This window comes from Sporosarcina sp. Marseille-Q4063, assembly GCF_018309085.1.
Taxonomy (GTDB): Bacteria; Bacillota; Bacilli; order Bacillales_A; family Planococcaceae; genus Sporosarcina.
In genome coordinates this window covers 3,485,202-3,499,630 of record NZ_CP070502.1, presented here as the reverse complement: position 1 = coordinate 3,499,630, position 14,429 = coordinate 3,485,202, and the positions used below count along the sequence as shown (strand labels likewise).

12 protein-coding genes are annotated in these 14,429 nt (G+C 40.1%); 2 read left to right on the top strand and 10 right to left on the bottom strand.

Features of this window, described 5'->3' with window-relative positions; all coding sequences use genetic code 11:
• Positions 1-24 precede the first annotated feature (24 nt).
• Positions 25-1,755 carry a phospho-sugar mutase gene (locus JSQ81_RS17605; RefSeq protein WP_212605298.1) on the bottom strand — a complete coding sequence of 577 codons (1,731 nt, stop codon included), beginning with the start codon at positions 1,753-1,755 and terminating at the stop codon, positions 25-27.
• A gap of 220 nt (positions 1,756-1,975) precedes the next feature.
• Here JSQ81_RS17605 and JSQ81_RS17600 point away from each other — a divergent pair, with 220 nt between their 5' ends.
• Positions 1,976-2,842, top strand: coding sequence for an HAD family hydrolase (locus tag JSQ81_RS17600; RefSeq protein WP_212605297.1), 867 nt, complete (start codon positions 1,976-1,978; stop codon positions 2,840-2,842).
• Between the two features lie 365 nt (positions 2,843-3,207).
• Here the strand turns inward: JSQ81_RS17600 and JSQ81_RS17595 are convergent, their stop codons facing one another.
• The 8 genes from JSQ81_RS17595 to JSQ81_RS17560 all read right to left on the bottom strand — a co-directional run bounded on the left by JSQ81_RS17595 (position 3,208) and on the right by JSQ81_RS17560 (position 11,975).
• Positions 3,208-4,131, bottom strand: a complete 924-nt coding sequence (locus JSQ81_RS17595) for an AEC family transporter (RefSeq protein ID WP_212605296.1) — start codon at positions 4,129-4,131, stop codon at positions 3,208-3,210.
• Positions 4,132-4,179: 48 nt separating this feature from the next.
• Entirely contained in the window at positions 4,180-4,650 is a 471-nt protein-coding gene (gene larC / locus JSQ81_RS17590) for a nickel pincer cofactor biosynthesis protein LarC2 (protein WP_212605295.1), read from the bottom strand.
• A gap of 4 nt (positions 4,651-4,654) precedes the next feature.
• A complete protein-coding gene (larB, locus tag JSQ81_RS17585) occupies positions 4,655-5,404 on the bottom strand; it encodes a nickel pincer cofactor biosynthesis protein LarB (protein WP_212605294.1) in 750 nt (249 codons plus the stop codon).
• Positions 5,405-5,425: 21 nt separating this feature from the next.
• A complete protein-coding gene (locus JSQ81_RS17580; RefSeq protein ID WP_212605293.1) occupies positions 5,426-6,898 on the bottom strand; it encodes a gluconokinase in 1,473 nt (490 codons plus the stop codon).
• Positions 6,899-6,982: 84 nt separating this feature from the next.
• Positions 6,983-7,753, bottom strand: coding sequence for an SDR family oxidoreductase (locus JSQ81_RS17575; protein ID WP_212605292.1), 771 nt, complete (start codon positions 7,751-7,753; stop codon positions 6,983-6,985).
• A gap of 33 nt (positions 7,754-7,786) precedes the next feature.
• Positions 7,787-9,055, bottom strand: coding sequence for a nickel pincer cofactor-dependent isomerase, group 22 (locus JSQ81_RS17570; RefSeq protein WP_212605291.1), 1,269 nt, complete (start codon positions 9,053-9,055; stop codon positions 7,787-7,789).
• A 321-nt stretch (positions 9,056-9,376) separates the two neighbouring features.
• Positions 9,377-10,204, bottom strand: coding sequence for an ATP-dependent sacrificial sulfur transferase LarE (larE, locus tag JSQ81_RS17565; protein WP_212605290.1), 828 nt, complete (start codon positions 10,202-10,204; stop codon positions 9,377-9,379).
• Positions 10,205-10,481: 277 nt separating this feature from the next.
• Complete coding sequence (locus tag JSQ81_RS17560) at positions 10,482-11,975, bottom strand: tagaturonate epimerase family protein (protein WP_212605289.1); 1,494 nt, start codon at positions 11,973-11,975, stop codon at positions 10,482-10,484.
• A gap of 127 nt (positions 11,976-12,102) precedes the next feature.
• On the opposite strand from JSQ81_RS17560, the gene JSQ81_RS17555 reads away from it, so the two are divergent.
• Complete coding sequence (locus JSQ81_RS17555; RefSeq protein WP_212605288.1) at positions 12,103-13,476, top strand: multi antimicrobial extrusion protein MatE; 1,374 nt, start codon at positions 12,103-12,105, stop codon at positions 13,474-13,476.
• A gap of 272 nt (positions 13,477-13,748) precedes the next feature.
• Here JSQ81_RS17555 and JSQ81_RS17550 read toward each other — a convergent pair whose 3' ends face one another.
• A complete protein-coding gene (locus JSQ81_RS17550) occupies positions 13,749-14,402 on the bottom strand; it encodes a rhamnogalacturonan acetylesterase (protein ID WP_371812449.1) in 654 nt (217 codons plus the stop codon).
• Positions 14,403-14,429 lie beyond the last annotated feature (27 nt).

Below are 14,429 nucleotides of genomic sequence, written 5' to 3'. Positions count from 1 at the left end.
AGCATTCCTCACTTCTATATTTTTTCACGTAGTCGTCAGCGTTTCAACGACTCGCATGACAGCATTTTTTATGTCAATTAATAGTGTATCACTTTCGGCTTTTGTTTCACCTTTTACACCAAAGTAGAACTTGATTTTTGGTTCAGTCCCAGACGGACGGATACAAAACCATGAATTATCGGGTGTTATAAATTTTAGGACATTCGATTTCGGCAAGTCAAGTTGATGAGTTGTTCCGGTTTCATGATGAACAACCTCTCCAGTGGAATAATCCTCGACAACTGCGATAGTTTGCGGAAATTCATTCAAAAAGTCATCTGATCCAAAGTAATTCATGATCTTTTCAATTTCAGCCATGCCGGATTTACCTTTTAACGTTAACGATTCCAATGCTTCCTGATAATACCCATGTTCTTCATACAACGCGTCGAGTCCATCCAGTAAAGTCAAACCTTTTTCTTTGTACCGCGCCGCCGCTTCGGCAATCAATACAGATGCCTGAACCGCGTCCTTATCCCGCACAAAGTCGCCGATTAAATAACCGAAACTTTCCTCATAGCCAAATAGGAAAATGGACTCTTTTGTCTCGTGGAACTTCTCGATTTCTTCACTAATGAACTTAAATCCAGTCAACACATTCATCATTTTCACAGCATAACTGTCTGCAATCGCCTGTCCAAGTTCCGACGTCACGATTGATTTAATAACGACGCCATTGTTGGGTAGCGAGTTTTGGTTTTTCTTATCTTCCAATAAAGTGCTTAATAACAGTGCGCCAATTTGGTTACCTGTCAGAAACACGTATTCGCCGGTTTTATTTAAAACAGCCAAGCCCATTCGATCAGCATCAGGATCTGTCGCAATTAGTATGTCCGCATTTACTTTATGGCCATATGGAAGCGCTAAATCAAATGCTTTTGATTCTTCCGGGTTTGGATATTTTACAGTTGAAAAATCAGGGTCCGGAATTGCTTGCTCAGCAACGACTGTAACATTCTCGAATCCAGCCGCTTCTAGTCCCTTACATACCAATTCCCCACCGGCTCCATGTAATGGCGAATAAACAATCGACAGGCTCTTATCATAATCGCCCTCAATAAGGATACCGCGTAGCTGATCCGTATAACGCTCGCTCATGTCAGCGCCTAAATAAGTTAGTAAGCCCTCATCTAATAGGGTTGATTCATCCATTACTTCAACTGAAAATATATCTTCAATACTTTCTACATGTTCTGTAATTGCATTTGCAGCTTCTAACGCGACTTGACCGCCGTCTTCCCCGTAAACTTTAAAGCCATTATATTCAGCGGGATTATGACTTGCAGTAATCACAACGCCTGAAAATGTATTTAATTCTCGGACTGTAAAAGATAACAATGGAGTCGATTGTAATTTTGAAAACAAATAAGATCTGATGCCGTTATTCCCTAGTACTTTTGCGACTTCAAGACCGAATTCAGGTGATTGATGCCTTGAGTCGTAAGCAATGGCGACGCCTCTTTCTGCTGCTTCTTCACCGCAACTCCTTATATATGCAGCAAGCCCTTGTGCGGCTTTTCTGACCGTATAGATATTCATCCGGTTTGTCCCGAATCCGAGTTCGCCCCGGAGACCGGCCGTTCCAAACGACAAGTTTCTATAAAAGCTATCTTCCATTAATTTCTCATTATTTTTTTCTAATTCCAGTTGTTGCTTTAATGTTTCCTCTAACGCTTCTTGATTAAGCCATTTTTCTGCTTCAATTTTCCAGCTCACACGAACAACCCCCTCAGGTTAATATGCAAAGGAACTTTAACACCCCAGGCCTAGTTGGCTAGGGCAATCATCTTAATTATATCATATACTCTTCGCTTTCTCTTGCTAAAGACGGTATTTAGTTAACAGCGTAACCAGCTTCAGATAAGCAATTTGTTTGATTTCGGGGAATTTCATTGATATCATCAATCCCTACTGTAAATAGAAAAGGTGATTAACTGTGGTACGTTTAATAGCCATCGATATGGACGGTACTTTACTAGGTCCCGATCATACGATAAGCAAGAAAAATAAAGAAGCGATACTTGAAGCACAGTCACGTGGAATCGAAGTAGTGATTGCAACGGGGAGAAGTTTTTCAGAAGCTTATTATCCCGTAACTGATGAAGGTTTGACGGTCCCGTTCATTTGCTTGAACGGTGCAGAAGTTCGAAAAAATGATGGAGAATTGCTTTCCGCTACTTATTTAGCCGAAAGTGAAATAGATAAAATCGTATCGATTTTAGAAGAACAGACAATCGATTATCAATTATTTATCGGTAAAACAGTATACACGAAAAGTATTGAAGACCAAATTGATACTTTTGTTCAACTAGCGCTAGCCGCAAATCAAGTTCCTCCGATTGATGACATACGTGCAGAAGTCATGAATAGAGTAGAAATTGGTTTAGTGAAGGAAGTTCCTTCTTTAGCGCCTATCATTGAAAAACATAAACAAGAAATCAATAAAATCTTTGGTACGTCATTTAATAAGATTCATTTAGATAATGCAAGACAAGCACTTAAATCAATAACTGGACTTGCTGTCAGTTCCTCAGGAGCGGGCAACCTCGAGATTACCAATATCAATGCACAAAAAGGAATCGCATTGGAGCGGCTTGCCAAGTCTAAAGGAATTGCTATGGAAAACGTTATGGCCATTGGTGATAACTATAACGACTTATCCATGTTGAAAGTCGCTGGACATTCAGTTGCAATGGGCAATGCTCCTCAGGAAATCAAAGACGCATGCAAATCTGTAACAACAACAAACGAATTCGACGGCGTCGGAACAGCAATCGAATCAGCACTGCGATTGAAAATATAATAACAGACAAAAGAAGGTAACTCCATGAAACATATGGGAGTTACCTTCTTTTTCTACACTCTTGTAAATTGTGGAAAGCGAACTAAATTACTTTCTATGTAAAATGGAATTTTCAGTTGATTGGAGTACAGGGTGGCGACTCCCGCGGAATAAAGCGAAGTGCGAAAGAGAAGTTCACTCTTTCCTTAGTCGAGACCCTGGACAGAGCGTAGCGAAGGAAGCGGCAGGGAAAGATTGAACTGCATCTTTCGGCTTTTCGACGCTCGCCCGCAGGAAAGCGTCCGCCCGGAACGGATATCGACGGTTTAGCTAGAAAAGCATAGTACTGGTTATTCTCTCAAGTACTTGGTTTTAATATCAATTTATCAAAATAAAAACCTAGCCAAATAAATAACAAGCGTAACCGTAATCGCACTAAACAACGTCGAGAACAACACGATCTGTGCCGCCAAATCTGGATGATTATTGTATTCCTCAGCAATAACCGCACTATTGACTGACGTAGGCATTGCCGACCCGATTAATAATGCTTGAGCCACGATTCCGTCCACTTTAAATATGTATATAATCGATAACGCAATTAACGGGCCAATCGCTAGTCTAAGAGCCAAACTATAATAAACCGTCGTCAAACCAGTCGAAAACTTAATCTTGGCAACCTGCGCGCCTAATGTAAATAATGCCATGGCAATCATCGCATCTGCGATATAATTTGCCGGAACCCAAATGAACGACGGGATCGGAACGTTGTAAACATTTAATAATACCCCTGCCAACATCGCATACAAAACAGGCATTCGAAAATAGCCAAGTGCAGCCTTCAATTTCCCTACTTTAATAGATTGCAAAGAAAAAATACCATACGAAAAAAGAAAGATGTTTTGCAATGTCAGCATAATAACTTGAATCGACATCGCCAACGGATCACTTTTGAACACTAAATCATTTACAGGAACCCCGTAATTACCCGAATTGAAAAACATGGTACTGTTGGAAAAAGTAGTTTTCTCCCCTTTTTCCAAACCGAGAGCATTCCCGATAAAATGAGAAATCACAAAAAGAATTACAACATATAGAATGAAAAAGAGCAATATCTTTCCAAACAAGTTGAGTGAGATATTCGTGCTATATAACTTTACGAAAATGAAACCCGGAACGAGAAAGTAAATACTCAATCTGGCTAACGTTTGAATGTTCAAATCGAATTTCGTCTGCATCACAAAACCTAATGCCATGATCACGAATATCGGCAATATAATGTCTTTAAGAATGATAAATAGTTCCATCAAGTGTTCCCCTTCCCCCTTGATGCCTTTCGAGTAATTCTATAACCTGAATTACTCGATCAACTGCTTCCACACCTGTTCATATACCTTTTTTAGCGGAACCTTATGATGTTCGGCGATTTTCTTACATTCTTCATATTCCGGCGAGCACTGAATGACTTTTCCTTCATAAATGCCTTCTTTAACGGTCACTTCTCCCCACTTCGTTGACACTTTTCGAAACCTTCTCTCCGTACGATGCACCGTTAAAGGATAATAACGTACCCCAAGAGTTGTCGTTTCCGTGAATAAGATTCGCTTCATCTTATCGAGATTTTCCCCGGAGCATAATAATTGAAGCAAAATACCCGGTCTGTTTTTCTTCATATAAATCGAAGTGTAATAAACATCATTAGCACCAGACTCGATCAATAAATCCATTAAATAGCCTAGGATTTCCCCTGAAATATCATCCAGATTGACTTCCATTTTAAACATTTCTTGATCTATATGAGCATGATTTGGAGGGTGTTTAGCACTCATGCTGTCACCCCTCCTCTTTTCGCTGCGCCAATTTATGGATCAATGCCGCATTATAAGCGCCGCCAAATCCATTATCGATATTTACAACACTGATGCCGGATGCACAAGAATTCAGCATCGTCAACAATGCGGCTAAACCATTATAACTTGCTCCGTAACCGACACTTGTCGGTACCGCAATGACAGGGTGTGAAACAAGTCCGCCGACAACACTTGGCAGAGCACCGTCCATTCCCGCAACTACGATTGAAACGGTCGCATTTTGAATTTCATCGATATTATCAAAAAGACGATGAATTCCAGCTACCCCAACATCATAAAAACGACGAACTTCACAGCCGAATACTTCTGCAGTAACAGCAGCTTCTTCAGCAACTCGTAAATCTGATGTGCCCGCGCAGACAACCGCAATATATCCCGTGCCGAATATATCTTCGCTCCGTCGTAGAGAATGCAAAATTTGAGCTTGATTATTATAAAGTAAATCGGGATGATTTTTTTGCACTTCAACCGATTTTTCTTCAGTAATCCGCGTCACTAATACATAATCATTATTCGCGCGGATTGCGGAAATGATGGCTGAAATTTGCTCAGCAGATTTCCCTTCCCCGTAAATCGTTTCAGGAAATCCTTGACGTTTTTTACGATGATGATCTACTTTCGCAAATCCCAGGTTTTCATATGTAGCCAACTTTATTTTGGCTTCTTCAACGGTTAACGTGCCTTGTTGAACTTGCTTCAAAATGTCTTCCATCTATTTTCACCCTCTATTACGTTAAAAGTACTTCGATAAGTCGCTCGCAATTCCACTATACTTTTCAAATGCTTTTGCATAGATTTTATGATTATCTAGATTTGGTTTGATGATCGCTTCAATCGGGATATTCTGTTTGATTTCTTCAAATGAATCCACCTTACCCATCGCGACCAACGCTGTCCATGCCGCTCCCCAAGCCGCACTATGGTGACTTTCGGATACATAGACATCTTTCCCAAATACATCAGCAAGCATTTGCACCCATAGTGGAGATTGAGCTAAACCGCCGTTGACGAATATTTTCTCGGGTTCGCCGACCTTATCTTCAAGCGCTTTCCCGATATGGTATAGATTATACGTAATCCCTTCCAAAACAGCACGAACTAAGTGTTCTTTTTTATGTGTAATGGAAAGTCCAAAGAAGTTACCTTTAGCTTCTTGCTTCCATATCGGAGCTCTTTCCCCGTTAATATACGGTAAAAACAACACGCCTTCTGCACCTGGAGCAACTTTCTCTGCTTCTGCAGTTAATTCGTCAAAGCTGCCCTGATAATCGATAAGTTCTTTCAACCACTGCAAGGCGATTCCACCGTTATTTGTGGGTCCCCCGAGGATTGACAATTCATCAGTGAAAGCATAACAAAATGTTTCTTGGCTATCACTGACTTCAAAACCTTTAATCATTTGTCGAATTGCTCCGCTCGTCCCAGCGGATATCGCCACTTCGCCCGGATTAATGGCCCCGCTTCCGAGATTCGCCAATTGACCATCTGCAGAACCGATGACAAATGGCATCTCACTTGAAATACCCATCTCTTCAGCAATATCCTCTTTAATTCTAGTAAGCATTTCTGTCGGCGGCACAATCCGCGAAAGTTGGTTTCTGTTAACACCCGCGAGTTCGAGTGCTTCTTCATCCCAATCGAATGTCTTCATATTAAATAACCCTGTAGCGGATGCCATTGAATAATCAATGATGCTGCGACCAAACCACTTTTGAAGAACGTATTCTTTTACGGAAATAAAATAGCCGGCTTGTTTATACGGTTCGAAATTCGTTTCTTTCATCCAAAGCAATTTACTTAGCGGTGACATTGGATGATTTGGAAGTCCCGTATTGGCATAAATGCTATCGCCAACGGTTTCTCTAAGGTTTTTGGCTTGCTCGTTACTTCGGCCGTCTGCCCAAATTATAGCTTGAGAAAGCGGTTCATAGTTTTCGTTCACACAAATCAATGAATGCATGGCACAAGAAATCCCTAACGTTAACACATCTTCTTTTTTACGATTCGACTTCTTCATGCAATCATTAATAGCACCGACAGAAGCCCTTTCAATTTCAATAGGATCTTGTTCGACCCAATCTGTTTGGGGATAATTAGAAGTGACCATTCTTTCAGCCGACGCAACTAACTTCCCATCTAATTCAAAAAGTACCGCTTTTGCACTTGTCGTTCCAATATCTAATGCGAGCACTAAATCTTTTTTCATTGTGATTTCTTCCCTTCCACATATAAAAATTCAATATTAATAAAGAAGAAGCTTTGGATTTTACTCCAAAGCTTAGGTTCAAACTTAAATTGTCATACTTCCAAATCCACCGTCAACGCGAATCAGCGTTCCCGTAACAAAGCTAGATGCTTTGTCGGATGCTAACCAAACTGCCGTACCGACTAACTCTTCAGGATCACCGAAACGATTCATCGGTGTATGGCCCATGATGGATTCGATTCTTTCTTCACTCAAGATTTTACGGTTTTGCTCCGCTGGGAAGAATCCAGGAATAATTGCATTGACACGAATGCCGTAAGGCGCAAATTCGCGTGCCAAAAATTGTGTCATATTATTAACGCCTGCTTTTGAAACAGAGTACGTAAATACTCTAGAAAGCGGTGTCGTTGAAGATACAGATGAAATATTAATGATGCTGCCTTTTCTTTCTTGATCAATCATTTTCTTCGCAAATACTTGCGTTGTTAACATGATGCCTTTTAAGTTAACATCTAAAATATGATCCCACTCATCTTCTTCAATTTCAAAGAACGGTGTCGGACTATTCGTTCCCGGCGCATTCAATAAAATATCCCAACCGCCTGACCACGCTTCAATTTCAGTTGCTACGTTTTCAAGTGATTCCTTTGAAACAACATCTGCGCGGAACGCTTTCGCTTTTCCACCTTTTCCGATAATTTCTTGTACAACTTTCTCCGCTGTTTCTAAATTACGGCCAACTACAGCAATTTGCGCGCCTTGGTCCGCCAATCCTTTAACCATGGATGACCCCAATACGCTGTTTCCACCAATTGCAACAGCTGTTTTCCCAGTCAAATCAAATAATTTTCCCATTGTAAAATCTCCTCTATCTGTATAGTTCAGCGTTTACGCTAAGTTACCTTCATCATCAAACGTCAATTCATATAGCTCTGATACCTTCGTTAGGTTTTCATTACTTTCAACTTCGTTCAATAAAGCTTCCGACACTTCAATCTCGCTAAGTTCCAATGTGTTTTTGATGCGTACCATTTTAACCTTAGTGAAATCGAAAATATTACAAGTCTTAATCGCTGCTTTTAAAGCTAGGCGGTCATTCTTCAACGTCGTTGCAGCTTTCGTTGGTGCGACGACTGTTGATGTGAGACCATTCGCATACGTCGCATCCCAATCTGTTTTATCGATTAGACGTTGTGTCGTGAAATCTGCAGTTCCGACACCATTCGCGTTTCCTTCAGTTTCAGGCGTCAAGTCTAGAACAACCATTTTATTCACTTCAGGTCCGCCGTGCGCATAAGGCGTTGGATAACGTCCCGTAATATTCGGATCCATGCCGTCCCCACTGATGTTTTTACCGATTTCATCAATGACCAGAACGTCGATATTTTTGAAATCAATCTTCGGCAATAGCTTTTTCGCCATTTTTTGAAGTTCAGTTTCCCTCGATTCAATGACATCCGGAAGCAATACTTCAACATGCGCAACCTTGTCAAAAGCATTTTCAACCGTTGCAACACCGAAAAGTACAGGCAATTTTTCGAGAATCATGTTCGACATTAGAATAATATGTTTGCCCATATGTTCAAATCCGAGCTGATGACATGCTTCTGCACCTTTTTGCTTACCCAAACCGATCGCGATCATCTTCATAATGCCGCTTTCAACAGTTCCTCTGAATGCAGTATGTGGTTTTACCCGGTTGATAACAACAATTCCATCTGCTTCAGATGCATATTTATCAACATAAACAGGCAATCCATTTTCTAATTTTCCAATCTCTACAACTTCCATAGACGAGCGAATTTCACAGTTAGCCGATTCTTCTGTAACACCCAAATGGGCTAAAACAGCGATTTGTCCTTCTGCTGATGCGCCTCCGTGACTTCCCATGCTTGGAACGATAAACGGTTTAGCACCTAGATCTTGTAAAAACTTTATCGTGCGTGCAGTCACTTCGACAATTTTGTCAACACCACGGCTTCCTACAGCGACAGCTATTTCCATTCCAGGCTTTACCGTTTTTCGAATTTCCTCTTGCTTCAATGCATCTTGCAATGCTTGATCAACATCATCCAACTGTTCGTTGTCGAATGTCTGCTTAACCTTCGCCATTTTCGGTACTGGAATGTCTTTTAAAAGTTCGTCAATGATACTCATAACATGATCCACTCCTAATTCTCTATAGTAAAAAAACTAATTATCGTATAATAAAGTGAAAGCCCTTACAAAGTCTGTTTTAAAATAACTGAAAGCCGTATTTATAACCCACTTAATTTGTTTGCCGACTAAACAAACACCTAATTATAGAATATCATTTAACCAATTCTTCGTCAACAATCATTTGCACATATACGCCTTAACAGGCTATTCGAGCAACCAAAAAATATTGATAATCATCTTTCCCGTTCTGAATGCCGCTAATTTTTATTCGAAATGAAAAGCACTTCACCATAATATATAGTGAAGTGCTTATAATCGTTAGACGCTTTTCAGTACGCTCTCAGGCAGTTCTTCATTCATGCTACCTGTGCGGTATCCGCGTAAATCTAGTGAAACATAAGTAAAGCCAAGTGATTTAAGCTTTAAATGGATGCTATCGCGTTGCTCGACTAATTTAGTAATTTCTTCAGGAGTTACCTCAATTCGCGCTACGTTATCATGGTGACGAACACGGACTTGTGGGAAACCGATTTTCGCTAAAAAGATTTCAGCTTGATCAACTTGTTCGATTTTTTGTTTATCAATTTCGATGCCGTATGGAATTCTTGATGCGAGACTGCATGATGCAGGCTTATCCCATACTGGGAGTCCTAATTCATTTGCAAGTTCGCGAACTTCCTTCTTATAAATCTTTGCTTCTTGCAATACGCTGCGTGCGCCAGCTTCTTTTCTTGCGCGCATGCCCGGACGGAAATCATCTAAATCGTCCATGATCATGCCATCTAAAACATAAGGATAATCCATGCGTTCCGCTAGCTCATTCAAATGCGTATAAAGCATTTTCTTACTGTAATACCAACTGTCCGGAGTGTTAGCAACGATATCCGGATTGTCTAATTCTTTGATTTCTGTTTTATAAACAGCGACACCCATATCTTCTGCAAGTTTAACCGCATCTTCAAACTCTTGCTTACGGAATAGTTCTGATGCAACAACAACCGCCAACACTTGGTCTCCTAGTTCTTCTTGCGCTCTCTTTAAAACTAAAGCGCTGTCGACTCCACCAGAAAATGCTACCATGACGCGTCCCATGCCAGAAAGGATTTCTCCTAATTCAAGATTCTTTTGAATAGTTGTTTCGTTCATTTCTTTCGCCCCACTTTTCTTGTTATTATTGTATATGCACCATAATACGTTAAAGACAACGGTTCAACTTAGTTTGAATACTCTATATCTTCAGCTTAGGTTTACATCAAACAATTGTCAACTGAGCTTACTTCATCTATTTTACTTCGCTTTAATTTGACCGACAAACTAACTGACACCTTCATTATAGATGTAAGCGTTTTACATTTCAAGTTTTTTATTTGTATGAAAAAAAAGATGAGAAATTGTTCTCTCATCTTTCTATTCTCGAGCTATCTTACAATCCCAATAATTCAATATGTCTACCGATATGTTTAACAAGTGCCGCGCGGTAGTCATCTTCGTGTTCGTCGAGTGTTTTGAAGAACTCGTCTCTAAATACAAATTCATCATTTTCGTCTTTAGCCGTTAAAATTAAACCGTAAGTGACGTGGAATAATTGACGGGCTGCATCGTTGTTCATATATTCTGCAAGTTGATCGTCTGAAACGCTATCAAGTGAAGCGACGCTGTCCAAATCTGGCGTTACATGGTAATACTTCAGCGCTTCTTCAAAGTTTTCAAGTGCGAATGTATGCATGCGTCTATATAGACCTGGATTCACATTCGCAATCACTCGAATTGCTTCAAGCCAGTTCGTTCCAGCAGTTTTCACATGGAAAACGCCTTTTGTATATTCCGCGATAATCGGGAATACCATGAACTTATCACTGCCCGAGTGGATACTTAGTTTGTAACCAAAGTGTTCTGCAATCAGCGCGTGTTCACGAAGTTCAACTTCAAATTGTTCAACGTCCCCGATGTAGTCGATTCCTTTTTGGAATTCCCCACAGAACCTTGGCGCTAGACTAACTACTGTTACGCCTCTTTCGATGAGTTCATTTGCAACGAAGAAGTGTGAAATCGGTGCAGTAACCGTTTCAGTTTCATCAATCGAAATTTCAAAGTCGATGGCGCGGTCTTCTTTGCTAATGTATTCATTGTAGACATGTGTTGTGTACGAAATTGCTTCATCGTAAAGCAAGATGTTTCTCATCAATGAGGCTTCATCAAATGTCAGTGACAAGCCGTTCACTTCAAATGCTTTGTTTAAATACTTATCAAAGTAGCGTTGTTTAACGTCTTCAGGTACGTTATTAAATTCCGACGCGATGACTTCATCTGACGCTTCTTCGATTGTTTTGTCAATTTGATCTGAACAGTCAAGTGTAATCATTGATACGCCTAATGACAAAGCATATTTGATATCGGATTCTTCTTTAATATGGTCTCCGTCAGCACCGTATCCGCCTTTATAGCCTTCTTGGAAAACTGCGAAGGCAGCAGCGTCTAACATATCTGTCATTGAGCGATTTGTCAGTGTCAACTCGCGAATACTTTGTTGTGCAAGAACAGGTTTAATTGCTTTACCTTGAACCGTTTCGATATGTCCTGGTGAAGCTAATCCCAAACGGTCGCCTAAACCGATTGTTGCAATTTCAGTGCCAAATGCACGGGGTGCTGTATAATCGAAATAACGATTTAGAACGAGACGGTTTTCATAAGTTAAAGGACATGCCTTCCCTTTTCCACCAATGCTCGTGCCTTCTAAGTCATCGTATAATTGGCCGGTACCAGTTGCTAAAATATATTTTTCCGCTTGATCTTTAACCATCAATAAATGCACATCATCGCTATTTGTGTATGATGCTTTGTATACTTTAAGTCCAGTTGAATCAGAAGCTATTTTTCCTTCTGCTAATAAATCAATCGTTGGTAATAAGTGCTCCATGAGATCAATCCTTTATAGTATATTTATAGTTATTCTATTAGACAACGGAAAATAACAACGTTGTTATTTATATAGTATCTGATTTATAATGAAAGTGCAAGAACATTCATACAGGATAATAGAGTAATTGAAAACGATTTCATCATTCATTCATCAAATAGAAACGGGGTTTTTATTTTTGCAATCAATAAAGGGCATATCGTACAGGCAGCTAAGCGCTTTTTTTATTCCGCTAGGGGTCTCGGCAAGTTTGACGTCAGTGACACATGTAATTATTAACGGTACTTTGAGTAGAGGCGAAAATGCTGTTTTTATCATTGCGTGTTATGCGGTGGCATTGTCTTTATTCGGCATAATTGAACGACCAATGATTGTTTTCAGACAAACTTCATCGGCATTGGTGACTGATCGGAAGTCATTTAAATTACTCGGCAAATTCTTCATATATGTTTTAGTCGTGACGATGCTATTGAGTGCCGGAGTGGCGTTTAGCCCCATAGGCGGTTGGATGTATACGAATATTTTCGGTGCTACGCCCGATATGGTAAAAGCGATTTCCATTACATTTCAAGTCGTTCTTTTAGTCATTATTTTTTCTGGAATTCGCGGGCTGTATCAAGGAATTATTATTACGCAGTTAGCGACCAACTGGTTAACGATTGGGGTCGTCGCTCGTCTTATCGCGATGTTTATCGCGGCTTATCTGTTTGTTCATTTTGATTATATTACGAGTGTTAGCGGCGCGATTATTTTTCTCGTGGGGATGCTTGTGGAATGTTTGGTGAGTGTGTACAAAGGGAATTTGTTTTTAAGAAAAGAATTGAATGTTGAGGATCCTTACCAATTAACGCAGGCGGATGTTTCTAAGTTTTATTTTCCGATGATGTATTATTTTCTGCTTCAAACAATTTTGATACCCGTCATTTATATTTTATTGGCGAAGTCACATGATCTTGAAATGGGAATTGCGTCATTTGCGTTGGCTTTTAGTATTACGAATATGATTCTAGGATTTTTCATGTATACACATCAACTCGTATTGCAATTTTACGAACATAATAAACAAAAAGTGGTCAGATTTCTGATTGTCGTAAGCATTTTACCGACGCTATTATTATGTATTTTATGCTATACGCCGGTAGGAATGGTGTATATGCGTGTGATTATGGGTGCTGATGAGGCGTTGTCAGTGGCAACGATTGCGGTGTTAAAGTTTTTTATCATTAAAACACTGGTATTTCCTTGGGTCGATTTTCTGAATGGGTTTTTAATGCTGAATAGACAGACAAATAAAATGCTTCTTGCACAGGTTGGGAATATTATTGTCGTGATTGTAAGTTTGCTATTCTTCGTTCGAATTTCGCCGCATTTAAACGGCATAAACGGCTCGATTGCTGCTTCATTAGGCGAGTTGGCTGGATTTATTATTGTTAGTGTTATTATTTATAGGATGAGTGATCGGTTTAGGGATAAACAGATGTTGAAAGAGAAACGTAGATAGTTTAAGGGTTGTCTAATAAAAAACCGAGTACTGGATTAATTCCTGTACTCGGATTTTTTATTAGACCGTTGATTTCCGTTTCGGGGGGCGCTTTCCTGCGGGCGAGCGCCGAGCCGCTTCGTCGCTACGCTCCTGCAGGGTCTCGCCCGTCTCGCTGATTCCGCGGGAGTCGCCCCCCTACACTTCAATCAACTGCAGATTCCATTAATATAGAAAGTCATTTAGTGAAATTTTCTTATTGTGTTGACTCACTTGTACTATTTCATTACTATTCATTTCACATACATTGCTAGACTTGCCGATTCTTTCATGCCTTCACTAACGAGTCTCGCCATTTCGTTTGCGCCTTTTACGGTGAAGTGTGTGCAGTCGGTTCCGTTTACTGAAATCATATATAGCCCATTTGCATTTACGTAGCCGATTGAAGTTAAATAGGAAATGCTTCTTTTCATCAAATCAATGAGGAATACATCATTTGCTTCGGCTAATTCCTTCATTGCATTGCAGTAGTCACCAAAGTCCGTTAAGAATTCATTATTTACATAGTGAAGTCTGCCTACAGGCGTAATTAAAACCGGTATTGCATTTTTAGCTCTGGCTACGTCGATATACTGCTGTAAATAGGATTTATAGCTTCCGTATGGTTCTGTATAGCGTTCTGGTCGATCTTTTGTTGAGTCGTTATGTCCCATTTGGATGAAAAGATAATCGTTCGCGCTTATTTCATCTTCTATTTTGGCTAAACGCCCTTCTGTGATGAATGTTTTGGAGCTTCGACCACCAACTGCGTGGTTTTTGATAATTACCTCGTCGGTTAAATAGTCCGCGATGAATTGGCCCCATCCTGCTTGCGGGAATCGAGTTGAATCATAGTCACGGACCGTGGAGTCTGCAGCTAAATAGATTGTAACTTTATTTTTCATCATAGATAAACCTTCCTTTTAGTAAAGATA